Annotated in this window: 21 protein-coding genes; 5 read left to right on the top strand and 16 right to left on the bottom strand. The window is 70.4% G+C overall.

All coding sequences use genetic code 11. The annotated features are described in order from the left end of the window. Positions 1-5: 5 nt before the first annotated feature. The 3 genes from ACFVWD_RS38000 to ACFVWD_RS37990 are packed head-to-tail and all read right to left on the bottom strand — an operon-like array spanning position 6 to position 2219. On the bottom strand, positions 6-911 hold the full coding sequence (locus ACFVWD_RS38000) for an ABC transporter permease (protein ID WP_389602580.1): 906 nt from the start codon (positions 909-911) through the stop codon (positions 6-8). Next, complete coding sequence (locus tag ACFVWD_RS37995; RefSeq protein ID WP_389602579.1) at positions 871-1767, bottom strand: ATP-binding cassette domain-containing protein; 897 nt, start codon at positions 1765-1767, stop codon at positions 871-873. Before ACFVWD_RS37995 ends, ACFVWD_RS38000 begins: the two co-directional genes overlap by 41 nt. Further along, positions 1764-2219, bottom strand: a complete 456-nt coding sequence (locus ACFVWD_RS37990) for a MarR family winged helix-turn-helix transcriptional regulator (RefSeq protein ID WP_389602578.1) — start codon at positions 2217-2219, stop codon at positions 1764-1766. The genes ACFVWD_RS37995 and ACFVWD_RS37990 overlap by 4 nt, the downstream gene beginning before the upstream one ends. A gap of 207 nt (positions 2220-2426) precedes the next feature. On the opposite strand from ACFVWD_RS37990, the gene ACFVWD_RS37985 reads away from it, so the two are divergent. After that, on the top strand, positions 2427-3326 hold the full coding sequence (locus tag ACFVWD_RS37985; RefSeq protein ID WP_389602577.1) for a Gfo/Idh/MocA family protein: 900 nt from the start codon (positions 2427-2429) through the stop codon (positions 3324-3326). 52 nt (positions 3327-3378) lie between these two features. On the opposite strand, the gene ACFVWD_RS37980 is transcribed toward ACFVWD_RS37985, so the two are convergent. Together ACFVWD_RS37980 and ACFVWD_RS37975 are read right to left on the bottom strand one after the other, a co-directional pair. Continuing rightward, positions 3379-4788 (bottom strand): MFS transporter, encoded by a 1410-nt coding sequence (locus ACFVWD_RS37980; protein WP_389602576.1) that lies wholly within the window; start codon positions 4786-4788, stop codon positions 3379-3381. Positions 4789-4825: 37 nt separating this feature from the next. Next, positions 4826-5437 carry a LysE/ArgO family amino acid transporter gene (locus ACFVWD_RS37975; RefSeq protein ID WP_389602575.1) on the bottom strand — a complete coding sequence of 204 codons (612 nt, stop codon included), beginning with the start codon at positions 5435-5437 and terminating at the stop codon, positions 4826-4828. 66 nt (positions 5438-5503) lie between these two features. Here ACFVWD_RS37975 and ACFVWD_RS37970 point away from each other — a divergent pair, with 66 nt between their 5' ends. After that, positions 5504-6412 (top strand): LysR family transcriptional regulator ArgP, encoded by a 909-nt coding sequence (locus tag ACFVWD_RS37970; RefSeq protein WP_389602574.1) that lies wholly within the window; start codon positions 5504-5506, stop codon positions 6410-6412. Between the two features lie 257 nt (positions 6413-6669). Continuing rightward, complete coding sequence (locus tag ACFVWD_RS37965) at positions 6670-9213, top strand: SpoIIE family protein phosphatase (protein ID WP_389602573.1); 2544 nt, start codon at positions 6670-6672, stop codon at positions 9211-9213. A 27-nt stretch (positions 9214-9240) separates the two neighbouring features. On the opposite strand, the gene ACFVWD_RS37960 is transcribed toward ACFVWD_RS37965, so the two are convergent. Together ACFVWD_RS37960 and ACFVWD_RS37955 are read right to left on the bottom strand one after the other, a co-directional pair. Then, on the bottom strand, positions 9241-10227 hold the full coding sequence (locus tag ACFVWD_RS37960) for an aldo/keto reductase (RefSeq protein ID WP_389602572.1): 987 nt from the start codon (positions 10225-10227) through the stop codon (positions 9241-9243). A 66-nt stretch (positions 10228-10293) separates the two neighbouring features. Then, entirely contained in the window at positions 10294-10962 is a 669-nt protein-coding gene (locus ACFVWD_RS37955) for an NUDIX domain-containing protein (protein WP_389602571.1), read from the bottom strand. Positions 10963-11069: 107 nt separating this feature from the next. Here ACFVWD_RS37955 and ACFVWD_RS37950 point away from each other — a divergent pair, with 107 nt between their 5' ends. Next, the gene (locus ACFVWD_RS37950; RefSeq protein WP_389602570.1) at positions 11070-11423 is read left to right on the top strand and encodes a hypothetical protein; all 354 of its coding nucleotides are present in this window, start codon (positions 11070-11072) and stop codon (positions 11421-11423) included. A gap of 96 nt (positions 11424-11519) precedes the next feature. On the opposite strand, the gene ACFVWD_RS37945 is transcribed toward ACFVWD_RS37950, so the two are convergent. The 4 genes from ACFVWD_RS37945 to ACFVWD_RS37930 all read right to left on the bottom strand — a co-directional run bounded on the left by ACFVWD_RS37945 (position 11520) and on the right by ACFVWD_RS37930 (position 16792). Then, the gene (locus tag ACFVWD_RS37945) at positions 11520-13403 is read right to left on the bottom strand and encodes a discoidin domain-containing protein (RefSeq protein WP_389602569.1); all 1884 of its coding nucleotides are present in this window, start codon (positions 13401-13403) and stop codon (positions 11520-11522) included. A 130-nt stretch (positions 13404-13533) separates the two neighbouring features. Beyond that, a complete protein-coding gene (locus tag ACFVWD_RS37940; protein WP_389602568.1) occupies positions 13534-14529 on the bottom strand; it encodes a LacI family DNA-binding transcriptional regulator in 996 nt (331 codons plus the stop codon). Positions 14530-14767: 238 nt separating this feature from the next. After that, a complete protein-coding gene (locus ACFVWD_RS37935; RefSeq protein ID WP_389602567.1) occupies positions 14768-15640 on the bottom strand; it encodes a universal stress protein in 873 nt (290 codons plus the stop codon). A gap of 111 nt (positions 15641-15751) precedes the next feature. After that, positions 15752-16792: a LacI family DNA-binding transcriptional regulator gene (locus ACFVWD_RS37930; RefSeq protein ID WP_389602566.1), complete on the bottom strand. Its 1041-nt coding sequence runs from the start codon at positions 16790-16792 to the stop codon at positions 15752-15754. Positions 16793-17166: 374 nt separating this feature from the next. Here ACFVWD_RS37930 and ACFVWD_RS37925 point away from each other — a divergent pair, with 374 nt between their 5' ends. After that, on the top strand, positions 17167-18975 hold the full coding sequence (locus tag ACFVWD_RS37925; protein WP_389602565.1) for a coagulation factor 5/8 type domain-containing protein: 1809 nt from the start codon (positions 17167-17169) through the stop codon (positions 18973-18975). Positions 18976-18997: 22 nt separating this feature from the next. Here the strand turns inward: ACFVWD_RS37925 and ACFVWD_RS37920 are convergent, their stop codons facing one another. From ACFVWD_RS37920 to ACFVWD_RS37900, 5 genes are all read right to left on the bottom strand, one after another. Further along, a complete protein-coding gene (locus ACFVWD_RS37920; protein WP_389602564.1) occupies positions 18998-20275 on the bottom strand; it encodes an SGNH/GDSL hydrolase family protein in 1278 nt (425 codons plus the stop codon). Continuing rightward, positions 20272-22689 (bottom strand): glycoside hydrolase N-terminal domain-containing protein, encoded by a 2418-nt coding sequence (locus ACFVWD_RS37915; protein WP_389602563.1) that lies wholly within the window; start codon positions 22687-22689, stop codon positions 20272-20274. The genes ACFVWD_RS37920 and ACFVWD_RS37915 overlap by 4 nt, the downstream gene beginning before the upstream one ends. Before the next feature lie 171 nt (positions 22690-22860). Then, positions 22861-24675: an alpha-galactosidase D gene (locus ACFVWD_RS37910; protein WP_389602562.1), complete on the bottom strand. Its 1815-nt coding sequence runs from the start codon at positions 24673-24675 to the stop codon at positions 22861-22863. 36 nt (positions 24676-24711) lie between these two features. Further along, positions 24712-25638 (bottom strand): carbohydrate ABC transporter permease, encoded by a 927-nt coding sequence (locus ACFVWD_RS37905; RefSeq protein ID WP_101407006.1) that lies wholly within the window; start codon positions 25636-25638, stop codon positions 24712-24714. Continuing rightward, positions 25635-26573: a carbohydrate ABC transporter permease gene (locus ACFVWD_RS37900; protein ID WP_382121851.1), complete on the bottom strand. Its 939-nt coding sequence runs from the start codon at positions 26571-26573 to the stop codon at positions 25635-25637. Before ACFVWD_RS37900 ends, ACFVWD_RS37905 begins: the two co-directional genes overlap by 4 nt. Positions 26574-26583: the final 10 nt, after the last annotated feature.

The raw sequence follows: 26583 nt of genomic DNA, 5'->3' as shown, positions 1-26583 counted from the left end.
GTTGGTCACCCGTAGGCGTGTGCCGGTTGATCGCGCGCGACTAGGGGAGCTGGTACGGGCATAGTGGTTGGCGCCGCTCGGGGTTCGGAAGAGGAGTTCACGTCGGCAGGGGCAACGCCAGTGAGGGTTGGCGCGTGCCGGGTTGCAGGGCTCGACGACAGAAGCGCGGAGTTGATCCGGCTCGGGGAGAATGCGCTCTTCCGGCTCGCGCCGGTTCCGGTGAGCCTGCGTATCGCGCGGTCGGTTGAGTACCTGGCGGCTGCTCGCGAGGAGGTGGCAATCGCCTGGCCGATGCCCATCAGCCGGTCCCGGGTGAGCACGATGCCCGCGATGGTCATCGAGAGACAGGAGAAGAAGGCGGAACCCAGGACGACGGCCACCGCCACGCCCAGCAGACGGAGCGGGTTCCAGGTCATCGCCACCCCGAGCAGCGCCGCGATGACGACGACCACCACCGCCTGGATCAGCGCCTTGACTCCGGCGGCGAAGGCCTTGCCGGTGATGAGCGCCGAGCGCGGGGTCGGCGTGACGAGCAGTTTGGTGAGGATCCCGGCCTCCCGCTCCCAGATGATCATGATGCCGTAGAAGATGGCGATGAACATCGCGGACTGGGCGATGATGCCGGGCGCCAGATAGTCGAGATAGGGGATGCCGCCAGTGGGTATCGCCTTGATCCGGGTGAAGGTCTCGCCGAAGATCAGCAGCCAGAGCGCCGGCTGGACCGCCCTGGTGTACAGCTCGGTGCGGTCGTGGCGCAGCTTCTGCAGCTCGACCGCGCACATCGCGCCGACCCGGGCGGGCAGCACCCGCCAGCCGGTACGGGCCCGTGGTGGGACGACGAGCAGATCGAGGCCGCCCGGGTGGATGCGCTCAGCCGACACGGGACGCTGTGCGACGGGTGCTTCGGACATCGCTGAAGTCTCCTGACTGTTCGTCGAGGCCGCTGCCGGCGATGTCGCGGAAGACGTCCTCCCGCGTGGGCAGTTCACCGTTCTTCCCGGCGCCGCGCCGCTCGCGAAGGCCCCTGCGCAGCTCGTCGGGGGTGCCGAGGGCACGGACTCGGCCGCGGTGCATCAGTGCGACCCGGTCGCAGTACTGGTCGGCCTCGTCCATGTAGTGGGTCGTCACGAGGACGGTCATTCCGGTGGCGGCGCGTACGGCGTTGATGTGTTCCCACACGCTCGTGCGGGCGATCGGGTCGAGGCCGATGGTCGGCTCGTCGAGGATCAGCAGCCGGGGTGCGCTCACCAGTGCCTGGGCGAGTTCGAGGCGGCGGACCATGCCACCGGAGTACGTCTTGGCGAGCCGGTCGGCCGCGCCGGTGAGGTCGACCGCCGTGAGCGCCTGCTCGACGCGTGCCGCGCGCTCCTTGCCGGGGACGTCGAAGACGCGGGCGAACAGAGCCACGTTCTCCCGGCCGGTGAGCCCGGCGTCGGCCGACTGCTGCTGCGGTACGTAGCCCAGCAGGCGGCGTACCGCCATGCGTTCGCGGGTGGCGTCGTGCCCGAAGACGCGGACCATGCCGGTGAGGACCGGCAGGAGTGTGGTGATGCAGCGGATCGCGGTGGTCTGGCCCGCGCCATTGGGCCCGAGCAGTCCGAACACCTCTCCGTCGGGGACGGAGAGGTCGAGCCCGTCGACCGCGGTGGTCTCCCCGAAGGCGTAGACGAGCCCGGCGCAGCCGACGGCCTCCGTCCCGGCATCCACCACCGCCGGCGCCACCGTCTCCTCGGCGGGGTCTCCCCCGCCCGTCGAGTTCCGCGTCATGTCTCCTCGGCCTCCTCGTGCAGGTTCACCGCCAACTTGCGGAGGGCCGGAAGGGCCGCCTCCAGGGCCGCGCGGTCGGCCTCGTCGAGACGGCCCACCTGACGGCGTACGAGAGCCGCGCGCCGCTCGCGCCAGTCGCGCAGCCGTGCGTCCGCCGCCGGTGTGGGCAGCAGGCGTGCCGCCCGCCGGTCGGCCGGGTCCGTCTCGCGGATCAGACAGCCGTCCCGCGCCAGTTGGTTGACCAGCGTCGAGACCGAATTGCCCGCCAGGTAGAGCTCCTTGGCGGCTTCCGACACACGGATGCCGGGGCGGGCCACGACCAGCCGCAGCAGCTCGACCTCGGCGCCGCGCAGCCGCGGCGCGGTCATGCCGCTGCGCAGTCGCCGCCGGATCAGTCGCTGCACTCCGGCCAAGGCGTCTGCCAGTGCCTCGGGAAAGCTCTCGGACTCCACGTTCCGAGAACAGCTCTGTAAGAGAGGTAATGAGGGAAGGGGAGGGTCAAGAACCGCTCACCGGCAGGCACGCCCGCCGGGGCACTGCGCACCGCACCCCCTGGTGGAGAGCCCAGCCCGCGTGATGGAGTTTCCCCGGCCCACTCCGGGCGCCAGTCACGCCAGTAAGGCCAGTAACGCCAGTAACGCCAGTAGAAGGAGACCTCCGTGACCGCGATCGAGACCGATGCCGCGCTGCCGTGGCCCCATCCCCCGGTGAAGGTCGGACTGGTCGGTGCCGGGCCCTGGGCGCGGGCCGTGCACGCGCGCGTGCTCGCCGCCGGGCCCGAGACACGGCTGACCGCGGTGTGGGCGCGGCGCGCCGAGGCGGCCCGGGAGACGGCCGAGCCCCACGGGGCCGCCGCGGTCACACGTTTCGAGGAGCTGCTCGACGGCTGCGAGGCGGTCGCGTTCGCCGTTCCGCCCGCGGTACAGGCGGAACTCGCTCCGCTGGCCGCGAAGGCGGGCAAGGCACTGCTCCTGGAGAAGCCGCTCGGTGTGGATCTCGCGTCGGCGCGGCGCCTCGCCGACGCCGTCGACGAGGCCGGGGTCGTCTCCCAGCTCGTCCTGACCAACCGCTACCACCCGGCCACCCGGGAGTTCCTGAGCAGAGCGCGGGAGCTGGAGATCACCGGGGCCCGTTCATGTCTTCTGCACGGGGCGTTCCTGGGCGGCGAGTTCGCCACCACCTGGCGGCTCGAGCACGGGGCCCTGCTCGACCTGGGTCCCCATCTTCTGGATCTCCTGGACGCCGCCGTCGGACCGATCGTCCGGGTCCGCGGCACCGGTGACCCCCGTCGCTGGATCGAGCTGACCTGTGAGCACGCCAATGGTGTCGTCAGTCAGGCCTCACTGTCCGGATCGGTCCACGTCGAACACGGCAACACGCGTGTCGAACTCTTCGGTCCGCAGGCCCCGCTGGTGTACGACGCCGGCGAACTCGACCACGAGGAGACCTGGCCGGTGCTGCGCCGGGACTTCGCCACGGCCGTACGTACCGGGGTGTCCGGCGAACTCGACGTCCATAGGGGACTTCACCTCCAGACGCTGATGGCGCAGGCTTCGTAGAGCTGACGCCTGGGCCGCAACCGCCTGGGCGTTCCACGCACAGCGGGGAAGGTCACGTGTAGCGCCGCAGCGCCGGCGCCGTGACGGCCAGGATCGCCATGGCGACGACCACCAGCAGTCCGCCGCCCGCGACGGCGGTGCGGGCGCCCAGGAGGGAGCCGGCCGTTCCGTGCAGAACGTCGGCCAGCCGCGGGCCGCCCGCGACCACCACGGTGAACACGCCCTGCATCCGGCCGCGCATCTCGTCCGTGGCGGCCGACAGCAGGATCGCGCCGCGGAAGACCATGGAGACCATGTCGGCGACCCCGGCGGCGGCGAGGAACGCCACGGCCACCCAGAGGCTGGTGCTCAGGCCGAAGCCGGTGATCGCCGCTCCCCAGGCCATCACCGCCGCGATCACCATGAGCCCGCGCCGACGGGCCCGGGAGAACGTGCCCGACATCAGTCCGCCGATCACCGCGCCGATCGGGATCGCCGCGAACAGCAGGCCGAGCGCGAGCCCTTCCCCGTAGGGCGCGTAGGTCTCGGCGGCCAGCTGCGGGAACAGGGCCCGGGGCATGCCGAGGACCATGGCGATGATGTCGGCGAGGAAGGACAGCAGCAGCACCTTGTGCAGAGCGATGTAGCGGAAGCCGGCGGCGACTTCGCGCCAGCCCGCCCGTTTGGCCGCGGAGCCCGTCAGGGGCGGCAGTGCGGGCAGTCGCATCACCGCCCACACGGTGACGCACAGCGCCAGGGCGTCGATCAGATAGAGCTCGCCCAGGCCGATGACGGGGATCAGGGCACCCGCGAGCAGCGGTCCCGCCACCAGGCCCGTCTGCATGACGGTCGAACCGAGCGCGTTCGCCGCGGGCAGTTCGTCCTCGGGGACGAGCCGGGCGATGGAGGCGTTGCGGGCCGGGGAGTTCAGACCGAAGAAGGCCTGCTGGAGGGCGAGCAGCGCCATCAGGACGAACACCGAATCGAGTCCGACGACGGCTTGTATCCAGAACAGCACCGAGGTCACGGCTATGCCGGTGTTGGTGATGAGGAGCAGCTTGCGCCGGTCCATGCTGTCGGCGACGGCACCGCCCCACAGCGCGAAGACCACGAGCGGCAGCAGTCCGGCCAGGCTCGCGTAGCCGACCCAGGCCGAGGAGCCGGTGATGTCGTAGATCTGCTTGGGCACGGCGACGGCGGTGAGCTGGCTGCCCACCGCCGTGACGATGGTGGAGGACCAGAGCCTGCGGTACGCGGGGCGGCGCAGCGGGCGGGTGTCCATCGCCCAGCGGCGCCAGCCGGTGCGCTCCGACCGGGCCGCTCCCGCCGTCCCGTCGTGTTCGGCGGATCCGGCGGATTCGGCCACCGAACCGCTCCCGGCCCCGCCGTCCGTCCCGCCGTCGATCCCGCTGCCCGTCCCGCCGTCCGCCCCGTCCGTACTGCTCTTGCTCGTGTCCACGACCGTCCTGGCTGCTCGATACATCTTTCAGTTGTCAGGGTTCACTATCGCGTACGCCGTCTCAGGCGTCGGCGATCAGCAGGGTGCCCATGGTGATCATCGTCGCGGCGACCACACCGTCCAGGACCCGCCATGACGACGGCCGGGCGAGGAAGCGGCCGAGCAGCCGGGCGCCGAAGCCCAGCGCGGCGAACCAGCACAGGCTGGCCAGGGCGGCCCCGAGCCCGAAGGTCCAGCGCAGCGGGCCGCGGTCGGCCGCGAGGGAGCCGAGCAGGAACACCGTGTCGAGATAGACGTGCGGGTTCAGCCAGGTCATCGCCAGACAGGCGAGGACGATCTGCCGCCGCGAGCCCGCCGCTCCGGCCGCCGCCTCCAGCGCCGAGGGCCGCAGCACCCGCCGCGCGGCCAGGATTCCGTAGCAGAGGAGGAATCCGCCGCCGATCAGTCCGACCGCCCTGAGCGCCTCGGGCCGGGCCACGACCACCGCGCCGACCCCGCCGACCCCCAGCGCGATGAGCAGCGCGTCGGACACCGCGCAGATGCCCACCACCGCCAGGACCGCTTCGCGGCGGATCCCCTGGCGCAGTACGAAGGCGTTCTGGGCGCCGATGGCGACGATGAGGGTGAGGCCGGTGCCGAACCCGGCGGCCGCGGCGGTCAGGGCATTGTTCATGCCAGAGACGCTAGGAACACGGCCGTCAAGAGTACAGCTAAAGATTCTTACGTATCATTAGCGGCCGTGATGACGGATCTCCCCCTCGACCAGGTACGCACCTTGCTCGCGGTGGTCGACGAGGGCACCTTCGACGCGGCGGCCGCCGCCCTGCATGTGACGCCCTCGGCGGTCAGCCAGCGTGTCAAGGCACTCGAACAGCGCACCGGCCGGGTCCTGCTGATGCGGACGAAGCCGGTGCGTCCGACCGAGTCCGGCGAGGTCGTCGTGCGGTTCGCGCGCCGGCTGGCCCGGCTGGAGCGCGACGCCCGTACCGAGCTCGGCATGAGCGAGGCCGGAGAGCCGACGCGGCTGTCCATCGCGGTGAACGCCGACTCGCTGGCGACCTGGTTCCTGCCTGCGCTCACCCGCGTACCGCGCGAGCTGCGGCTCTGTTTCGAACTGCGCCGCGAGGACGAGGACCACACGGCCGCTCTGCTGCGCGAGGGGGTGGTGATGGCGGCGGTGACCTCGTGGCCGGACCCGGTGGCGGGCTGTTCCGTGCGCGCCCTGGGCCGGATGCGGTACCTCGCGGTGGCCGGCCCGGACTTCGCCGGGCGGTGGCTCGGCGCGGGGACGGGCGCGGGGGTGGGCGAGCTGATCGCCGACGCTCCGGTGGTGGCCTTCGACCGAAACGACGATCTCCAGGACGAGTTCGTCCGGGGCCTTGGGGGCGGTCCCGGAGCGAGCGTGCTGCGGCACTTCATGCCCACCTCGGAGGGGTTCGTGGACGCCGTCGTCGCCGGACTGGGCTGGGGCATGGTGCCCGAGGTGCAGGCCGAGCCGCTGCTGCGGGCCGGGCGGCTGGTCCGACTCGCGCCGGAGGGGATCGTCGACGTACCGCTGTTCTGGCAGCAGTGGAAACTCGACTTCCCGGCCCTCGCCGCAGTGGCCGAGGCCGTGGCGGCCGTCGCCGGGGGGACCTTGAGACGCTGAGTCCCGAAATCGCCGGGATTCGGTGATGCCGGGACCCGATGGTTCCCTGAAGCAACATCTGCGCGGGGCTCCTGGACGGGGCGCGGGCGCGGTATCTTCGCGCTGGGCGAAGCTGAGTACGGCCGCACACGGCCGGATGCGGCCGAGTGCAACTCCGAGCGACCATCGCGGCTGAGGCGTCGAGGTGCGGGTGGGTACCCGTAAGGCGCATTCTTGCTGTGGAATCCCCCTGACGGCGGGCGGACGAGGGCAGACCGATGACTGGGAGCGCCGAGCGTGAGGACCAGGCGCTGGATAGCCTGGCCGCCGTGCTCAGCGGGTCCGTTGCGGACGCGATCCGGGCGGCCCGCGGCTTCGCGGGGGGCGTGTACATGCGCTCCAGCTCCCCCGAACTGCTGCGGCTGGCCGTGCTGGCCGGGTTGCCGGGACAGTTGTTCCGCCCCTGGTGGCGCATGCCCCTGGACCGGCCGTTCCCGGCCGCCGACTCCCATCGGACGGGCACGGAGGTGCTGCTCGCCGACGCCACGGAGACGATGCGTCGCTATCCGCAGCTCGCGGCGGGGCTGCCGTTCCAGTTCGGTTCGCTGTATGTCCCCGTCGTGGGCGCCTCCTCGTCCTTCGGGGTCCTGACGGTGCTGCGTCCCGCGGCCTCGGACTCCACCGACGTACTGCCGGACCGTGACCGGATGACGGCGGTGGCGGAGAACCTGGGAACGGCTCTGTCGGTCCTGGAGAAGGACGGTGCCGAGGTCGTCTGGGACAGGGAGCCGATGTGCGTACGGCCACCCGCCGAGCGTCTGCCGCCTCGCTATGTCGGCCGGTTCACCTGGGAGCCGGTCACAGGCGAGGTCACCGGGGACGACGCACTATGGGCCCTGCTCGGCACCGACGCCAGGGCCTTCCCAGGGACACCGCAGGCGCTCACCCACACGCTGGCCCTCGACGATCCGCATGTGCTGCTGGCCGCGCTGCACGAGACCGCGGCGGGGCGCCCCCCGGCCCACCCGCTGCCCGTGCACACGGTGAACGGCGGGTTGCGGCTGCTGGAGTTGTGGACCTCGGGCAACGCGCTCGTGCCGCCGTACGCGGTCGGCGGCGCGGTCGTCGATCCGGGCCCGGGCCCGGCGGCGGACGGCGCCGCGGACCTGCTCCCCGAGGGCGTGTTCGCACTGGACCGGCTCGGGCTGATCACCTACGTCAATCCGCGCGCCGCCGAGCTCCTCGGCCGGCCGCGGCCGGAACTGCTGGGGCGACCGCTGTGGCAGGCCGTGCCCTGGCTGGACCAGCCGTCCTACGCGGATCATCTGCGCGGCGCGCTGCTGTCACCGGAGCCGGTGCACTTCCAGGTCGCCCGCCCGAGCGGTGGCCGCCGGACACCCGCGCCGGCCCCCGGCGACGCCTGGCTGACGATGTCCGTGTATCCCGGCCCCGGCAGTCTGACCTGCAAACTGATCCCCATGGGGCGGGTCGCGGACACCACGGAGGCCCCCGAGGCCGCACCGCTGCACAGTCGGTCGGCGGCGAACGGGTCCGGCATCGCCGAGCCCGCGACCGGTATCACCACGACGGCGCTGTACCAGCCCATCGTCCTGGCCATGGCCCTGACCGAGGCCGTGACGGCCCGGCAGGTGTCCGAGACCGTGATGCGGGAGCTGCTGCCCGCGTTCGGCGGACGGCGCCTGGCCATCTACCTGTTGCAGGACCGGCGCCTGTACCTGGCCTGGGAGACCGGCTTCCCGCAGGGGTTCCTCGCGCCCTTCGACGGGGTGGGGCTGGACGCCAAGCTCCCCGGGGTGGAGACGCTCACCACCGGCCGCCCGCTGTTCTTCGAGTCGATGCCCCAACTGGCCGCCGCCTATCCCGGCATCCCACTGGACGCCAAGGAGGGTGCCCGGGCCTTCCTGCCGCTGATCGCCTCGGGGCGGCCGGTCGGTTCCTGCATCCTCGGCTTCGACCGTCCGCGCAGCTTCAGCACCGAGGAACGTTCCGTGCTGACGGCGCTCACCGGACTCATCGCACAGGCCCTGGAGAAGGCGCGGCGCTACGACTCCGAGGCCGCCCTCGCCCGTGGCCTCCAGGAGGCGCTTCTCCCGCACCGGCTGTCGGCGCACCCGCAGGTGGAGACGGCCGGCCGCTATCTGTCCGGCACCAAGGGACTGGACGTGGGCGGCGACTGGTACGACGTCGTGGAGGCCGGTGACGGGCTGGCCCTGGTCATCGGCGACGTCCAGGGCCATGGCGTCCAGGCGGCGGCCACCATGGGCCAACTTCGCAGCGCGGTAAGGGCGTTCGCGCTCAGCGACCACCCTCCGGACGAGGTGATGAGCCATACCAACCGGCTGCTCATCGACCTCGACCCGGGCCAGTTCGCCAGTTGCTGCTACGTCAGGCTGGACCCGGTGACCGGAGTCGCCCGGGCCGCCCGCGCAGGTCACCCGCAGCCCCTGCTGCGCCACCCCGACGGCCGCACCGAGCTCCTCGACCTGCCCGGTGGCGTGGTGCTCGGCGTGGCCCCGCAGGCCCGCTACCCGGTGACGGACCTGCTGCTGGAACCCGACGCCGTGCTGGCCCTCTACACGGACGGTCTGGTCGAGCGCCCCGGGGCCGACATCGACGACGGGATCGAGAAGCTCCGCGCGACGCTGTCCCGCGCGGGCACCCCGCACGCCCGGCCCGGCGCCTCCTCCCTGTCGGGCACCGCGGACCTGCTGACCGAGGAGGCCCGGCAGTCCACCGAGCGCCCGGACGACATCGCGCTGCTGCTCACCACCCGCCGCTCCACGCGCGAGGGCCCCCACTGACGCGACGGCCCTCGCCCGCCACGCCCCTCAGTGGGCCGCGTCCAGGCGTTCCCGCTGCTCCGGCGACAGCTCAAGGTCCACGGCCGCCAGGTTCTCCTCCAACTGCGCCACGGACGACATCCCGACCAGGGGGATCACCGGCAGCCCGCCGCCCAGTTGCCAGGCCAGCACCACCTGGTTCGGGCTCGCTCCCGTCTCCCGCGCCACCGTCCGCAGCGCGGCGAGCCGGGGCGGGGTGCCCGGGTGGTCGTAGTCCGCGGGCAGCGGCTTGTCCTCCCGTACGTAGGCGCCGCGCAGCAGCGGGGAGTAGGCGACCAGGGTCAGGGCGGGCTCGGCGCGCAGATAGCCGCGGAGTTCGGCGGTCGTGCCGCCGAGGCTCCCGTCGGGGAAGAGTGCGTCGGGTATGTCGGTGCGGGGCCGCAGCAGACTGTGCTGGTACTGGAGGACCTCGTAGCCGGGCAGTCCGGCCGCCGCGGCGACGGCACGGGCCCGCTCCACCCGCCAGATGGCGTGGTTGCTCGCCCCGAGCAGCCCGACGGTCCCCTCCGCCACGAGTTCCCCGAACGCCTCCATGGTTTCCCGCGGGTCGACCGTGGCGTCCTCGATGTGGGCGTACAGCAGGTGGATCCGGTCCAGGCCGAGGCGTTCGCGGCTGCGCTCGGCCGCCTCGCGTACGACCTTCGCCGACAGTCCTTCCGGGTTGTCGGTGTATCCGGTGCCGGGGGCCAGCGGCCGGGCGCCGAGCTTGGTCGCGAAGACGATCTCGTCGCCGATTCCCCGGCTGCGCCGCCATCGTCCGAGCAGTTCCTCGCTCTGGCCGCCCTGGCTGCCGTCGGTCCAGAAGGCGTAGTTGTCGGACGTGTCGACGAAGTTCCCGCCCGCTTCGACATAGCGGTCCAGTACGGCGAAGGAGGTCTTCTCGTCCGTCACCGAGCCGAACAGCATCGCGCCGAGCGCGAGCACGCTCACCTCACGGCGGGTCTTCGGATCGGTACCGATGGTCCGGTACTTCATGGTGGTCCCTCCTCTTCGGGCCCGACCGTCCGGGCCCGAAGAGGAGTCTGGAACTTGAAGAGCACTTCAACGCAAGGCCTTGAACGGTCCTTCCAGAGCCGCCCACTGCAACAGCATGATCGTCTTGGCGTCGGCGATCTCCCCGGAGCGGATCATGGCCAGTGCGGTACGGAAGGGCAGTTCGACGATCTCGATGTCCTCGCCCTCCTCGTCGAGGCCGCCGCCTTCGTGGGTGCGGGTGGACGGGCCGTAGGTGGCGGCGTAGAAGCTGACGCGCTCGGTGACCGAGCCCGGGCTCATGTAGACGTCGAAGACGTGCTGGACCTCGCCGACGGTGTGCCCGGTCTCCTCGATGACCTCGCGCCGTACGGCGACTTCGGGATGCTCGTCGTCCTCGTCGAGCAGGCCGCCCGGGGTCTCGACCAGCATGCCGTCGGGGTGGCCGTTGGTGTACACGGGGTAGCGGAACTGCCTGGTCAGCAGCACGGTTTCGCGCTCGGCGTCGTACAGCAGGAGGGTGGCTCCGTTGCCGCGGTCGTGCGTCTCGCGTTCCTGGGTGCTCCAGGTGCCGTCGGCGTGCTGGAAGTCGAAGGTGGTGGTGCGCTCCACGTACCAGTGGCTGGACAGGAGGGTCACTTCGCGGACCTTGACCCGCGGGTTGCCGGTCAGATCGCGGCCGACGCGGTCGAGTCCGGTACGGCCCCGGCGGTCAGGGGTGTCGATGCCTGCGGTCATCGTGTGCGGGCCGGGCGGGGGCGGGAGAAGTGGTTCATGACCACTGTCTACCATCCCGGCCCGAACATCGAGGCCACAGCGGGGCTTCGCCCGTCTAGGCTCACGGCATGGAACAGACGGAGATCATCCTGCGCGCCATCGGCGTGCTCACCGAGACCAACGCGATGGTGCGCAGGATCGCCCAGGACGAGAACGCCGAGGTCGAGTCGACCGAGACCCAACTGGGCACGCTCGTCACGGAGGTGTTCCCCAGGGTGGAGGTCCCTGGGGACGCCGGTCCCGCGGAAGCCGGGCAGGCCGTCGCGGACGCCTACCTCCCCGCCACCATCTCTCTCGTGGGTGCCTTCGCGTTCCTCTTCTCCGAACTCGCCGACCTCCACGACTCCGGACGCACCGACGTCAAGACGGCCGACCTGCTCCAGGACCTCGCCCTGCGCATGTCGAGGGCCGACAACACATAGGAGGGCTCCGGCACGGCCGTCCCGATCCCTGGAGTGAGGCCGGCGCGGGGACTTCCGGGCCCAGGCGTTCCTCGGTGCAAGACGCCTGGGCGCCGGTCACCCCTTCTGTTCCACGCGCACCCAGTCGACCTCGGCCCGCACTCCCCCGGCCGCGGCCTGGTCGACGCTGGACTGCGGCAGCCCCCAGTACGGAGTGGTGACCTTGTTCCACCCCGCGGGGTAGGCGCCGCCCAGGGCGAGGTTGAGGATGACGTACTGGTTGTGGTCGAAGACCCATTGGCCGCGGGTCGATTCCAGCTTGTTGCGGGTCGTCTCCTGGACCAGGGCGTCGTCGACGTAGAAGCGCATGGCTGTCGGTGTCCACTCCACGGCGTAGGTGTGCCACTGGTCGGCACGGCCTCCGGCGGGGTAGGACTGGCGGGCACCGATGTTGCCGTCGGCCGAGTAGCCGGGGCCGTGCAGGGCCGTGCTCGTCCAGTCCCCGTAGCCGATGTTCTCCATGATGTCCGTCTCGCCGGATGCCGGCCACGAGACGGACGGGTCGTCGACGTTGCTGCCCAGCAGCCAGAAGGCGGGCCAGAAGCCGTCCCCGACCGGCAGCTTCATCCGGGCGCTGACCCGGCCGTAGGTGAAGTCGAACTTGGTGTTGGTGTCGATCCGCCCGGAGGTGAAGTCGTAGGTCCCGCCGCCTGCCTGGGTGCAGCCCTTGCAGTACTTGGCCTTCAAGAGAAGGCTCCCGTTCTCGGTGCTGATGTTGTCGTTGGAGTCGACGTACGCCTGAGACTCCCCGTTGACCGGGCCCATCTCCTGTCCGGTTCTGACGACGCGCCACTTGGAGCGGTCGAGACTCGCTCCCGTGAAGTCGTCGAAGAACGTCGTCCGGTACGTGCCCGGCTGTTCCCCGGGCAGTGCGGGATACGCGGCGGCGGCGCTGCCTCCCGTGCCCCAGACCTGGAACTCGTAGAGGGAGTAGCCGAACTGGGCCGTCGCGGGTGCGGGGTTGTAGAAGTACCGGCGTTCCTTGCCGAGCATCCGCACATACCGGCCGGTCGCGGGCTGCGGGAGGGTGACGGTGTCGTGGCGGCCCACCGCGTCCGCGGGGGACTTCACATCGGCGCGGCGGACGGCGACCTCGGCGGCGGACGGCTGGTAGACGGTGCGCCAGGTTCTGTTGTCGTCGGAGACCTGGAGTTGGTAGTCGACCGCATAGGCCGCCTCCCAGTACAGGTCGACGGTGTTGATGGTCGAGGTCGCGCCCAGGTCGACGGAGATCCACCGGTCGGCGTTCCAGTCACTGGACCAGCGGGTCGAGTCGCCCTTGAGGTCGGCCGGCCAGCCTCCGTCGGTCACGAAGGCGGGTGAATTGCCCGCGTGCTGGTAGAGGTTGGAGTAGGCCGGGTGGTTCAGCGCGAGATTGGTGCGGGTCGTCGAGGCCGGGGCCGGTTCGCCTCCGTAGACCTTGAAGGCGTACAGCGAGTAGCCGTACGTGGTGGCCCGCTCGACGCCGCGCAACCGTATGTAGCGGCCGGTGACCTCCTGCGGGTAGGTGTGGGCGGTGACCGAGCCTCCGGAGCCGCTGGTCTCGGTGAAGAACGGCGTCCAGTCGGTGCCGTTCCTGGACGCCTCGAGGACGTATCGCTTGCCGTAGGCGGCCTCCCAGTCCAGGACCACCCGGTCGATGCGCAGGGTGGCACCCAGGTCGATACGGATCCAGGCGTCGTCCGCGAACTGGCTCGACCAGCGTGTCGAGGCGTCGCCGTCGAAGGCGAGGCCCGGCGTGGTGCCGGGGTTCTCGCTGCCCGAGGCGGTCACGGCGCCGGGGTTCGCGGTGTACGCGGCCGCGGCCCGGTCGGTGTCCCAGGTGGCGTCGGCGGCCGCTGCGACGCGCTCGGGCGCCGGGACGGTGAAGGCCGGTACCGGCGAGAGCAGTGACAGGGTGGCGAGGGCGATCATCAGCGTGCGGTGGGTACGGGATGGCATGCGGCTCTCCAGAGGGAGGTTGGGGGTGCCGGTTCCGTGCTGATGTGCGGGTGGTCACGCGGTGACATGGAGGTGCTCCGACGCCCGTCGAGCGCCGTTTCCTGAAGCGATCTGGTCCCGAAGGCAGGCTCTAGACCGCCGGCGTCGACCGGCGCGCGATCACGTGCGTGGGCAGGACGACGGGGGTGGTCGGCTGCTCCTGGCCGGCGAGGCGGGCCAGGAGCAGGCGGGCGGCCGTCTCCCCCATCTCCCTCATGGGTTGGCGGACGGTGCTCAGTGAGGGCTCGGTGTGGCGGGCCACCGGGATGTCGTCGAAGCCGATCACCGCGATCTCCTCGGGCACCCGGATCCTGGCGTCCCGCAGGGCGCCCAGAGCGCCCACCGCGGCGAGGTCGTTGTGCGCGAAGACCGCGTCGAACTCCCACCCCTCGGCGAGCAGCCGACGGACGGTCGCACGCCCGTCGGCCTCGGTGAAGTCGCCCTCGACGACGAGTTCGAGCCCCACTCCGCGCTCGGCGCAGGCGACTCGGAACCCTGCGAGCCGGTCGCGTACACAGCCGAACCGCGCGGGCCCGGTGAGGACCAGCGGCCTGCGCCGACCCTCTGCCAGCAGGTGACGGGCGGCCGCCGCTCCGCCCTCGGTGTTGGCGGCCGTGACGGACGGGAACTCCGGGTGGTGTCCCCGGTCGTCGACGAGGACGACGGGCAGGCCGTCGCGGTGCAGCGCCGTCAACATCTCGAGGGTGTTCTCCGGCTCCACCACGAGCAGCCCGTCGAACGCGCGCGCCGACACCTGGCTGGTGAAGCGGGCGACGGACTCGGCGCCCCGGTTGCAGGTGAACAGCAGCAGCCCGAAGTCGGCGGCCTCCACCGTGTCGACGACGCCCTGCAGCACCTCGCCCATCCACGGCCAGGTCAGTGAGGGCACCAGCATGCCCACCGTCCGGCTGCTGCCGCGGGCCAGCCCGACAGCGCCCGAACTGGGTACATAGCCCATACGGTCGATGACCTCGCGGACGCGGGCGGCAGTCGACGCGTCGACCTCGCCACGGGTGTTCAGCACCCGCGACACGGTCGTCTTGCTCACGCCGGCCGCCTGGGCCACATCGGCGATGGTCACGGCCACAACTGCCTCCCGGCACACGGGGATCGCGGCTTCACGCGCCGTCGGCGGAACCGGTACCGGAAGCGGTACCGGAACCGGTTCCGGCGCTGGGCGGGGAGTCAACCCGACTGTCATGGTGGCGTCAATACTTCACGCCGAGATTGCCCGGGTCGGACCTCGACCCCGGCCTTGTCTTCGGGACTTGAACGGACCAGAAGGCCCCGCCCGTGCCGACGCGGGGTCAGCCCGTACACGCGCCTCAGGAGTGCGGAACCACCGCCACCGGGCAGGGCGCGTGGTGCATCACCGCGTGGGTCACCGAACCGATCCGTGCCCCCACCGCCGAGTGGTGTGCGCGGCGACCGACGACCATCAGCTGGGCCCGGTCGGCCAGCGAGAGCAGTACCTGCCCGGCGCTGCCCATCTCGATGTGCTGTGTGACGGGCACGTCGGGGAAGCGCTCCCGCCACGGCTGGAGCGCCTCGGCGAGCGCCTTCTTCTCGTACGGTTCCAGGCCCCCGGCCTCGTCCAGCAGCTTCAACGAGCCGGGACTGTAGGCGAACACCGGCGGCAGGCTCCACGCCCGTACGGCGCGCACCCCGGCACCGCGCGCCGCCGCAGTCTCGAACGCGAACCGAAGTCCGGCCGCGCTGTCGTCCGGACCGCCCTGCTGGCCCACGACGATCTCCCGGCCGCCCGCTTCGGACGCGGCGCGGTCACCTGCCCGTACCAGGACGACCGGGCACGGGGCTTCGGCGATCACCTGCTGGCCGACGGAACCGAGCAGGAAGCCGACGATCGTGCCGTGTCCACGGGAACCGAGAACCAGCGTCCCGGCCGCCGCGGCCTCGGCCAGCAGCGAGTCGACGGCACCGCCGTCCAGGACCTCGATCGTCACCGGCAGGTCCGTGTGCCGGTCGGTGACGGTGCGGGCCGCGTCCTCGACCATGTCCCGTGCCCAGCGCGCCTGCTCGTCCCGGTCTGCGCCGCCGAGCAGTTCGTGGTGGGACCACTGCCAGGCGTACACCACGCGCAGCGGCATCCCGCGGCGGACGGCTTCCCTGCCCGCCCAGGCCAGCGCGGCCCGGCTCTCGGGGGATCCGTCCACGCCCACGGTGATCCTGTCGGTCATGCGCCTGCCTCTCCGTCGCCGGCTCGCCCGCGCTGCCGGTCCCTCGATCCTGCTGACCGGTCCAGTGTCGGTCACCGCCACCACCGAGTCGCGCAGGGCCCGGGGCGCCGTCTACGCCGATTCGCGCACCACGAGTTCCGGATCGAAGATCACCGAGGTGGGCTCGGTGCGCGTGCCCCGGAGGTGCTCGTCGAGGAGTCGGGCCATCACCGAGGCCATCTCCTCGACGGGCTGGCGCACGGTGGTCAGCGGCGGACGGCAGGCCGTCGCCGCGCTGGAGTCGTCGAAGCCGATGACGGCGACGTCGTCCGGCACCCGTCTGCCCTGCTCCCGCAGGACCTGGCACGCCCCCTGGGCCATCAGGTCGTTGGCCGCGAACACCCCGTCCACGTCGGGGTGTTCGGCCAGTAGTCCGGACATCGCGGCCATGCCGCTGTCGAGCGTGAAACCGCCCTCGGCGACGGGAACGTACGGATGTCCCCTGCGCGCCATCGTGTCGCGGAACCCGGCGAGCCGGTCCTGGCTGGCGTAGACGCCCAGGGGCCCCGTGACGGTGACGATCCGTCGGCAGCCCCGGTCCAGCAGATGATGGGCGGCCATGCGGGCGCCGTCCCGGTGGGCCAGGTCGACATAGCTGAGCGGCACCGGGCGCGTCGGCCGGGCGAAGAGCACCGCGGGCAGACCCGCGTCGGCGAGCAGCGCCGGCAGCGGGTCGTCGGCGTGGGTGGAGACGACGAGCGCGCCGTCCGCGCTGCCCTGCCGCAGATCGTTGAGCGCCTGCTGTCGCGTCTGCGCGGAGTCGGCGAACATCAGCAGCGGATGCATCGACCGGGGACGCAGGTAGTCCACCACGCCGGTGACGACCCGGCCGAAGAACGGGTCCGCCAACACCCGTGCCGTGAAGGCGTTCCGCTCCTCGCCCGACACGTCGCCCGCGCCGGAGACGATGAGCGCGACCGTCTCGGTCCGCCGTGTCACCAGTGACCTGGCGGCCCGGTTGGGAGCGTATCCGGTCCGTTCGACGGCCTGGCGGACCGCGTCCTGAAGAGCGGGATCGACGCTCTGGACGCCGTTGACGACGCGGGAGACGGTGGCGCGCGACACGCCGGCCTCCCGCGCGACGTCCTCAAGCGTGGGGGCCCGTCTGCTCATCTCCGCAGCCTATCGGCCCGGCGCCGCGAGGGCATAGAGCGCTCTCCCACATCACGGCTTCCCGTCGGCACGAGGCAACGTCGGAGGTCATCACTCCGCTCCCCGGGTGCGCCAGGAACGGAACCAGGGACACCCCTCACCCTCGTAAGCGCATCTCTTGAACACAATCGCGCTCGGCCCGGCAACCTCGGCGGGGCCCAGACATCAACGAACTACCGTAAAACATCTACCAGTTGGTGCTTCATCGGGCAACAATCCACGGCACTCGTGTGACAACTCTTGACGCTGTGTTCACGCGGATGAAGCATGCATCGGCAAGAGAGCGCTCCCTGCACCTCCCACCGTTCACTTTCTGAACCAGGAGAGTTGCCCCCATGCCTCACCTCCCCATGGATTCCCCGGACTCCGTCCGGTCCCTTCCCGCCAGACGGTCCGTCCTCGGAGCGATGGCCGCCACCACGGCCGCGCCCGCGCTGCTCGGTCTGTCCTCGCCGGCGTCCGCCGCGCCCGTGGCGCCCGCCGCGCAGCCGCGAGCCCTGCCCGGTGGCGGCGATCTCGGCCCGAACGTCATCGTGTTCGACCCCTCGACCTCCGGCATCCAGGCCAAGCTGGACGAGGTGTTCCGACAGCAGGAGTCGGCCCAGTTCGGCACGGGCCGCTATGCGCTGCTGTTCAAGCCGGGCACCTACAACGGGCTCAACGCCCAACTCGGCTTCTACACCTCGATCGCGGGCCTCGGCCTGTCCCCCGACGACACGGCGATCAACGGCGATGTGACCGTCGACGCGGGCTGGTTCAACGGCAACGCCACCCAGAACTTCTGGCGTTCGGCGGAGAATCTCGCCCTCACCCCGGTCAGCGGCACCAACCGGTGGGCGGTCGCGCAGGCCGCGCCCTTCCGGCGCATGCACGTCAAGGGCGGTCTCAACCTCGCCCCCACCGGCTACGGCTGGGCCAGCGGCGGCTACATCGCCGACAGCCGCATCGACGGCTCGGTCGGACCGTACTCGCAGCAGCAGTGGTACACCCGCGACAGTTCGGTGGGCGGCTGGGCCAACGCCGTCTGGAACATGGTCTTCTCCGGTGTCCAGGGCGCACCCGCGCAGTCCTTCCCGAACCCGCCGTACACCACCCTCGACACCACGCCGGTGTCCCGGGAGAAGCCGTTCCTGTACCTCAACGGCAGCGAGTACCGCGTCTTCCTGCCGGAGCGGCGCACCAACGCCCGCGGCACCACCTGGGGCAGCGGCACCCCACGCGGCACGTCTCTGCCGCTCACCCAGTTCTACGTGGCCAAGCCCGGCGTCACCGCCGCCACCCTGAACGCCGCGCTCGCACAGGGCCTCCACCTGCTGCTGACTCCGGGGATCTACCACCTCGACCAGCCGATCCAGGTCAACCGCGCGGGCACCGTGGTCCTCGGACTCGGTTACGCCACTCTGATCCCTGACAACGGCGTCACCGTGCTCAGGACGGCCGACGTCGACGGTGTGCGGCTCGCGGGACTCCTCATCGACGCCGGTCCCGTGAACTCGTCGACGCTGTTGGAGGTGGGCCCCACCGGGGCTTCCGCGAACCACTCCGCCAACCCGACCACCGTCCAGGACGTCTTCATCCGCATCGGCGGCGCGGGCGCCGGCAAGGCCACCACCAGCATGGTGATCAACAGCCGCGGCACGATCATCGACCACACCTGGGTCTGGCGCGCCGACCACGGCACCGGCGTCGGCTGGGAGACCAACCGGGCCGACTACGGCATCCGCGTCAACGGCGACGACGTCCTGGCCACCGGTCTGTTCGTCGAGCACTTCAACAAGTACGACGTCCAGTGGTACGGCCGGCGCGGGCGCACCATCTTCTTCCAGAACGAGAAGGCGTACGACGCGCCGAACCAGGCCGCCATCCAGAACGGAAACGTCAAGGGGTACGCGGCCTACAAGGTCGCCGACTCCGTGACCACGCACGAGGGATGGGGCCTGGGCAGCTACTGCTACTACAACGTCGACCCGACGATCGTCCAGCACAACGGCTTCGCCGCGCCGAACACACCGGGCGTGAAGTTCCACGACCTGCTGGTCGTCTCGCTGGGCGGCCAGGGTCAGTACGAGCATGTCGTCAACGAGACCGGCACACCCACGTCGGGCACCTCGACGGTGCCGTCCACCGTGGTCTCGTACCCCTGACCGCCCCGCGCGGAGCCTGAAGTCAGCAGGACGTCAGGCTCCCGAGGTCCACCGCGTCGGCCATCGCCTGCATCCCCTTGTCGTTGGGATGCAGGTGATCACCGCCGTCGAAGAACGGCATGATCAGCTGCGGGTCGTACGGATTGCGCGTGATCCTGTCGAAATCCGTCACGGCGTCGAGCGCGCCGCTGTTCCTGATCCAGTCGTTGACGCCCTGGCGCACGGCCTCGGATGCGGCGTCGTACTCGGACCAGCCCTTGAACGGCATGACGGTCGCGCCGACGACACATTTGCCCGCCGCGTGGGCACGGTCGATGATCTGCCGATAGCCGGCGATCATGTCGTCCACCGTGACGCCGGAGTGGGCCTTGATGTCGTTGATGCCTTCGAAGAGGAAGACCGTGCGGACGCCGGGCTGGGAGAGGACGTCACGCTGGAGTCTGTTCAGGGCGGCCTGCCCGGCGCCGTCCGCGAGCACCTTGTTGCCCGAGATCCCCTCGTTCGCCACTCCCTTCACGGTGAGCCCGGACGCGGCCTGGAGCCGCCGGGACAGATAGTCGGGCCAGCGGCGGTTCCCGTCCGTGGTCGAGGCCCACCCGTCGGTGATGGAGTCGCCGAGGGTCACCACCGAGCCGACCGCGGTCGACGTCTCCACGTCGACCGCGTCCAGCCAGTACCAGGAGCCCATCGGATCGGTCCAGTTGGCCGCGCCCTCTTCGGCCGCGTGGTCGCCCGCGGTCGCGTAGTTGGTTTGCATGGCCATGCCATGGCCGGTCGTCGGTCCCTGGGCGCCGGTCACGTACAGGCTGATGACCAGGTCGCTCTGGGCGGCCAGTTTTCCGGGCAGCGGATCGCTGAGCACGGTCTCGCCGGCCGGGACGGTGACGGACGAGGCCCCGCCGAACGACAGCTGCCGGTTGGAGCCGTGGACCAGCTCCGCACCCCGCTTCCGCAGCCCGGCGTACGCGCTCGCGAAGGTCACCGGGTGCTCGCCGAAGGCGTTGGACAGCCGGATCCGCATGTTCGTACCGCCGACGCTGGTGCGCACGATCAGTCGGTAACTGCGGTCCGCGGGTCCCGCGCCCTGCCGGTCGGCGCTGGCACCCCAGGTGACCACGGAGTGCTTGCCCGGCGACGTGGCGTCCGGCGTCACCGACGTACCCGATTCACCTGATTCACCCGACGTACCCGACGAGGCCCCCGGCTGCGCCGCCGCCGAGGCGGTCAGGGGTCCCCAGACCGCGAGGAGCAGCGCCGATACGACACCCAGGGCGCGACGGCGGAACCGGGCGCCGCTCATCCGATTCCCCTCAGGGTGACGGACTCACCGGGCTTGAGGTTGACCTTGCGCGAGGCGCCACCCGCGACGACGGTCGTCTCGCGGCCGCCGACACTCGTCAGCGTGGCCCGGGTCACCTTGCCGTTCTTCCAGCTGAGGTCGGCGACGAAGCCGCCGCGGACGCCCACGCCGGACACCGAGCCGGATGCCGCCCAGGCGGCGGGCAGGGCGGGCAGCAGCTCGATGTGTCCGGGCCGCGAGTAGACCAGCATCTCGACGATCGCCGCGGGGGTGCCGAAGTTCGCCTCGATCTGGAAGATGCCGCGGCCCGTCTCCACCTCGTAGATGTCGAAGAGGTTCATCGCGCTGCCGTTGCTGCCGTTGACCGACGGCTTCAGGTTGTTGACGACCAGTTGGTAGGCCTTCTCCGCGTTCTTCAGCCGCGCCCAGCACAGGCTGCGCCAGGCGTTGGCCCAGCCGAAGCTGTTCACGCCGCGCGCGGTGAGCAGGGCGGTCGCCCCGTCGAGGATGTCCTTCGGGGTGGAGTCGTCGGGACGGATCCGGTCGCCGGGGAAGAGACCGATGAGCGGGGAGAGGTGCCGGTGGGTGGTCTCGCCGAGGTTGTCGGGCGACATCCACTCCTCCAGCCAGCCGGTCTTGGGGCTGACCACGGGCAGGTACAGGCGCCCCCGCAGACCGTCGACGGTCTTGCGGTAGGCGGCGTCCTTGGCGAGCACCTCGGTCGCGGTGTGGTAGTTGCCGAAGAGGTTCCACACCAGTTCCTGGGCGTACGTGATGCCCTTGGCGTCGAGCGGGCCCTGCTCGGGCGACCAGTCGCTGTCGGCGATCAGAACCTCGCGCTCGGTCCCGGACGCGTCGGTGACGGTCGTGGTGATGAGGCGGGCCTCCCAGAACTGCACGGCGCCCTTGAGGAGGGGGTAGATCTTCTTGAGGTAGGCGCGGTCCTGCGTGTACTCGTAGTGCTCGAACAGGCTCTGGCAGATCCAGGCGTTGCCGGCCGGGTGCCACCACCAGCCGCCTCCGCCATAGGGGTTGGTGGAGATCGCCACGGTCCACCCGGCGATCTTTCCGCTGGAGTTGCGGTAGCGGTTGGTGGAGTCGTTGAACAGCCGCTGGGTGACGTCCGTCCAGTCGGGCAGCTGTGCGAGGCAGTAGTCGGTGAAGGCGTCGAAGCAGTCGGACAGGCCCGCCCGGTCGGCCATCCAGTAGTTCATCTGGATGTTGATGTCGGTGTGGTAGTCGGCCATCCAGTCCGGGTCGTTGCCGTCCAGCCAGGGGCCCTGGAGGCCCATCGGCAGGCTGCCCCCCGATCCGGAGATCATGAGATAGCGGCCGAACTGCAGGTAGGCGGCCTCGAGTTCCGGGTCCGGGATGTCGTCACGGTGGCGTGCCTGGAGCCGCTCCCAGGTGTCCAGTTCGCGCTGCGCGGCGGAGGACGTACCGAGGTCGATGTCCAGCTGTCCGAACACGGCCCGGAAGTCGGCGACATGTGTGTGCAGCAGGGTGCTCGCCGAGTGACCGGCCGCGTTCAGGACCTTGGTCCTGGCGAGGCGCTCGGGGGCGAGGGACGGATCGCGGAACTTCGCCGCCGCATCGGGTGCGTAGTCGGTTCCACCGCTGACCACGACGGTGAGGTCCTTGCAGTCGCTGAACGCGATCGACGTACCGTCGACGCGGACCCTGCCCGTGCCGCTGTACGCGGTGACGGCGGCGCCGTACTTCAGGCCGTTGGCCAAGGAGGCGCCGAACGACGCGTAGCGGCCCGCGCTGTTGGCGGTGGTGGACTCGCCGTGGGTACCGGCGAGGGAGACGCTACCGGTGTAGGAGCCGCCGCCCTGCTGGGAGAAGTACAGGACGATGGCGTCGTCGGGGCGGCTGGCGAAGATCTGCCGCCGGTAGGTGACGCCGGAGATGTCGTACGAGGTGCTGATCAGGCCCTGGGCCAGGTCGAGGGAGCGGCGGTAGTTGTTGACGTTGCCCAGGTCGTGGTCGGGGAGGGCGACGGTGAGTTCGGCCAGCATCGTCAGGGAGCCGAAGTCGTCGCGGCCGTACGGGAACTGACCGTCGCTCTGCAGCTTGTCGTTGAGACCTCCGGTCCACAGGGTGGCGTCGGTGATCATCAGGAGTTCGCCGGCGGGGTCGTTGCCCGCGAGCGCACCGAGGCGCCCGTTCCCGACCGGCAGCCCCTGCTCGATCATCGACTTGGCGGAGCCGGGAGCCCCCCACCACAGCTGGTTCTTCGCGGCGTCGGCCGCGGACAGCATGGGCGATGCGGTGGGGCGCAAGGGGGCGGCCGAGGCGGTGAAGGCGGGCAGACCGCCCAGTGCGGTGGCCGCGCCGGCTGCGGCGGCGAGTGCGAGGAAGCCTCTGCGGCTGGGGGTGTTGTCGCGTGCTGCGGTGTGCTGAACGTCCACGGTTGTGGCACTCCATATCCGGGAGCGGCTCGTGCGGGAACGACGGTTGCGGACCGTCGGCGTGGGCCAGGTCCCCACAGGGCCCGGGTCGTGTCACCGGGCCCCGTGGGGAGCAGGTCGGGCGGACTGTGGGACTCGGTCCGCCCGCTGAACTCGGACCGACTACGGAAGTCAGACCGACTGCGGAACGACGATCTTGTCGATGTCGGGGGCGTATCCGCTGCCGCTGTCGAAGGTGATCGTGTTGGAGCCCGCCTTCAGCGCCAGTTGGACGCTGACCGTCTCGGCCGTGCTCCAGTCGCCCGTGGAGGGGAACTTCTCGCTGCTGCCGTTGCCGCTGTTGGACAGGACGGTCACCGAGCGGGAGTCGCCGCTGACGTAGGCGACCTTGACGGTGTAGATGCCGTCCTTCTTCACCGTGACGTCGTTGAACCGCAGCTTTCCGCCGGTGTACAGGTTGCCGACCTTCTTGCCACCGGAGCAGGCGTCGCAACCGGCGACCGAGGCGTTGCCCGACAGGGTGTTGGCGGCGGACTCGGCCTCGTAGCTCGTGGTGGTCGGCGTGCCGCCGCCGGGCTTGACGGTGAACAGCCGCGAGCCGTGGGCGGGCAGCGCCTCGGTGATCTTGTTCTTGTGGGTCCCGAGGTTCGCCTTGTTCCACAGGTCGCGCACGGAGGCGTTTCCGGTGAATCCGAGGGAGGCCCACTGGGCGGTGACGGAGGCCGGCGAGTCGGCGAGGTTGAACAGGGCGACGGTGTAGCTGCCGTCTGCGTTCTTGGTGCCCCAGACCTGCTGGTCGCCGACGGTGGTGACCGGACGCGCGACGGGCGAGTCGTTCTGGTCGACGGCGATGACTTCCTTGTTGGTCAGCAGGGAGACCCCGTAGCTGTCCAGCTTGGTGAGGTCGTCACCGGTGAACAGCGGCGACTTGTTGATGGCCCACAGGGTCATGTAGCTCTGCCGCTCGGCCTTGGTGAGGCCGTCCATCTCGCCGTTGCCGACGTCGATGCCGTCCAGGTCGTTCCAGCCGCCGGGGCCCGCCTTGCGGCTCCACGCGGGGGCGTCGTCCCACCGGTCGTTGACCGAGTTCTCCCAGGTGACGAGGGTGTTGCAGTAGCACTCGACGTCGGTGTCGATGCGCCAGCCGTTGGAGTACTTCTTCCAGTCGGCGGCGTGGCCTATGTCGAGCGACCAGGAGAGTTCGAGGTGGATCGGGCGCCCGGTGGCGGAGATGGCCTTCTGCCAGGCGGCGACGTCGGGGACGTTGTTGTAGTTGTCACCGGACTTGAAGGAGCCAGGCCCCACGCCGTCCAGTTTGAGGAAGTCGTAGCCCCAGTCGGCGAACTGCTGTGCCTGCGAGTCGATGTACTTCTGCGCGCAGGGGTTGTCGAAGTTCAGCTTGTAGGCGTTGTCCCAGCCGTTGGTGGTGCGCAGGTCCGGGTAGGCGACGTCGGCGGTGGTGCAGCCGGGGGCGTTCCAGATCGGCGTCTTGCCGTCGCCGTACGCCCCCTTCTCCAGGCCGACGGGCAGGTAGATGCCGGCCTTGAGGCCCTTGGAGTGGATGTGGTCGGCGACCGACTTCATGCCGTGGGGAAAACGGACCGGGTCGGGCGTCTGGCGACCGTACTGGTCGAAGCCCGTCTTCCAGGTCTTGTCCATCCACCAGCCGGCGTCGATGTTGACATGGCCGTAGCCGTAGTTCTTCAGCTTGGCGGCGAGGGCGTCCGTCTGCTTCAGGACGTTCGCCTCGGTGAGGTAGCTGTAGTCGCCGTCCGGGTTGAGGCCCGGGTACTTCGACGACTGCATGCTCCAACTCGACCAGCCCATGTACGGCTTGGCGGCGACGGGGGTGGCCGTGGTCTCGCGTGGCACGGGGGTCTTGGCCAGTGCCGCCGGGACGGTCGTCGCGAGGCCTGCCGTGAGGGCGAACACCACCACGGCTCTCAGGGTGCGTGCGGGCAGGACGGAATACGAGGGTGACCGCATGGGTCGTGCCTCCTGTGGGTTCAGGGTTGGGGCGGCTCAGCCCTTGCCCGAGCCGATGGTGAGTCCGCTGATGAACTGGCGCTGGAGCGCGAAGTACACCAGGAGTGTGGGGATCGCGGTCATCAGGGCACCGGCCGCGATGAGGTTGGGATTGGTGAAGTACGCGCCTTGGAGGTTGGCCAGGGCGGAGGTGATCGGGCGCTTGTCGCCGCTCTCGATCAGCGCGAGCGGCCAGAAGAAGTCGTTGTAGATCCAGATCGATTCGAGGGTGGCGAGGGCCGCGAAGGCCGGGCGGCACAGCGGCAGGATGATCTGGAAGAACTGGCGCCAGACGGGGGCTCCGTCCACGAGTGCCGCCTCGGAGATCTCCTTCGGGATCGTCTTCATGTAGTTGCTGAGGACGAAGGTGCAGAACCCGGACTGGTAGGCGATGTGGATCGCGATGATGCCCCAGGCCGAGTTGTAGAGGAGGAGGGAGTCGCTCATCCACTGCGGCAGCGGGATGAGGAGGTAGAGGCGGTACAGGGGGGTGATGAGGACCTGTGCCGGGAGCAGGTTGCCCGCGGTGAACAGCATCAGCAGGACGATGTTCCAGCGGAAGTCGAAGCGGGAGACGAAGAAGGCGACCGCCGCCGAGAACAGCAGGGTGCACAGGACGGACGGCACCGTGATGAGGACGGAGTTCCAGAAGAAGTGCGGCATCCCGGACTGGCTCCAGGCGTCGCTGAAGTTGCCGAGGCCGATGCTGTGGGGCCAGGAGAGATAGCCGTGCTTCGCGGTGTCCGAGTAGGGACGCAGCGAGGTGTACATGGCCCACAGCAGCGGGACGAGCCACAGCAGGGCGATGCCGCCCAGCATCAGATGACGGCCGGTCTGGCGCCGCGGCCCGGAGGGGGTCTTCGGCGTCTGCTGCGCGCGTCGGGTCCGCGGTCGGGAGGCCGGGCGTGGCACGGTCGTGGTCACTGGTCCTCCTTGCGGAAGTTCTGGACGAGGAAGGTCCCGATGGCGGCAAGGGAGACCACGAGCAGGACGACCGCGAGGGCGGACCCGTAACCGATATGACTGGACTCACCGATGATGTTGTCGGTGATGAGGAGGGACAGCAGTTCCATGCCCGGCTTGCTTCCGACGCCGCCGCCGAGGACGTAGACGACGTCGAAGGACCGCAGGGACTCCATGACCGTGATGACCAGGATGATGACGTTGACCGGTTTCAGGGCCGGGAAGACCACCCGCAGGAAGGTCTGGCGTCCGTTGGCGCCGTCGAGCGCGGCGGCCTCCTTGAGCGCCGGGTCGAAGCCCTTCAGGCCGGCCAGGTAGAGGATCATGATGTATCCGGTGTGCCGCCAGCTGGAGGCGACCAGGACGGCCCACAGGTTGAGGTCGGGGTTGCCCAGCCAGTCGATGTGGTGGCTGGATCCGGCGGCGCCCAGGATGCCGTTGAGGAGCCCGGTGTCGGGGTTGTAGATGATCTCCCAGATGAAGCCGACGACGGCCAGGGAGAGCACCATCGGCAGGAAGATGGCGGTCTGGTAGATCCTCGTGAAGCGGATCTTCCGGTCGAGCTGGTAGGCGAGGAAGATTCCGAACGGGGTCGGCAGCAGGGCCGTGAACAGCAGCCAGATCACGTTGTGCCGCACCGCGGGCCAGAACGGCGGGTAGTTGGTGAAGATCTCCTTGTAGTTGTCCAGGCCGATCCAGTGGATGTCGGCCAGGTCGATGCCGTCCCAGGTGGTGAAGGACAGCCCCAGGGAGGCCAGTGCGGGCAGCCAGACGAAGAAGAGCAGGGCCGCCAGCGGGATGCCGATGATGACGGTGAGGAAGATCCGGTCGCCGGTGCCGAGCCGGCGGGGGCGGGCGCGTCGCGAGGCGGGGGGCGTGGTGGGCGCGGAGGACACGGTGCGTGCG

Source organism: Streptomyces sp. NPDC058086 (assembly GCF_042885015.1).
Lineage (GTDB): Bacteria > Actinomycetota > Actinomycetes > Streptomycetales > Streptomycetaceae > Streptomyces.
The sequence above is the reverse complement of the archived record's forward strand: the minus strand, read 5'-3'. Positions and strand labels throughout refer to the sequence as shown.

What these genes read in the sequence shown, in the direction of transcription:
- ACFVWD_RS37945 (WP_389602569.1), bottom strand. Translation starts at nt 13,403, where the DNA reads ATGCCATCCCGTACCCACCGCACGCTGATGATCGCCCTCGCCACCCTG.
- ACFVWD_RS37930 (WP_389602566.1), bottom strand. Translation starts at nt 16,792, where the DNA reads ATGAGCAGACGGGCCCCCACGCTTGAGGACGTCGCGCGGGAGGCCGGC.
- ACFVWD_RS37950 (WP_389602570.1), top strand. Translation starts at nt 11,070, where the DNA reads ATGGAACAGACGGAGATCATCCTGCGCGCCATCGGCGTGCTCACCGAG.
- ACFVWD_RS37965 (WP_389602573.1), top strand. Translation starts at nt 6,670, where the DNA reads ATGACTGGGAGCGCCGAGCGTGAGGACCAGGCGCTGGATAGCCTGGCC.
- ACFVWD_RS38000 (WP_389602580.1), bottom strand. Translation starts at nt 911, where the DNA reads ATGTCCGAAGCACCCGTCGCACAGCGTCCCGTGTCGGCTGAGCGCATC.
- ACFVWD_RS37975 (WP_389602575.1), bottom strand. Translation starts at nt 5,437, where the DNA reads ATGAACAATGCCCTGACCGCCGCGGCCGCCGGGTTCGGCACCGGCCTC.
- ACFVWD_RS37925 (WP_389602565.1), top strand. Translation starts at nt 17,167, where the DNA reads ATGCCTCACCTCCCCATGGATTCCCCGGACTCCGTCCGGTCCCTTCCC.
- ACFVWD_RS37920 (WP_389602564.1), bottom strand. Translation starts at nt 20,275, where the DNA reads ATGAGCGGCGCCCGGTTCCGCCGTCGCGCCCTGGGTGTCGTATCGGCG.
- ACFVWD_RS37980 (WP_389602576.1), bottom strand. Translation starts at nt 4,788, where the DNA reads ATGTATCGAGCAGCCAGGACGGTCGTGGACACGAGCAAGAGCAGTACG.
- ACFVWD_RS37910 (WP_389602562.1), bottom strand. Translation starts at nt 24,675, where the DNA reads ATGCGGTCACCCTCGTATTCCGTCCTGCCCGCACGCACCCTGAGAGCC.
- ACFVWD_RS37960 (WP_389602572.1), bottom strand. Translation starts at nt 10,227, where the DNA reads ATGAAGTACCGGACCATCGGTACCGATCCGAAGACCCGCCGTGAGGTG.
- ACFVWD_RS37995 (WP_389602579.1), bottom strand. Translation starts at nt 1,767, where the DNA reads ATGACGCGGAACTCGACGGGCGGGGGAGACCCCGCCGAGGAGACGGTG.
- ACFVWD_RS37955 (WP_389602571.1), bottom strand. Translation starts at nt 10,962, where the DNA reads ATGACCGCAGGCATCGACACCCCTGACCGCCGGGGCCGTACCGGACTC.
- ACFVWD_RS37935 (WP_389602567.1), bottom strand. Translation starts at nt 15,640, where the DNA reads ATGACCGACAGGATCACCGTGGGCGTGGACGGATCCCCCGAGAGCCGG.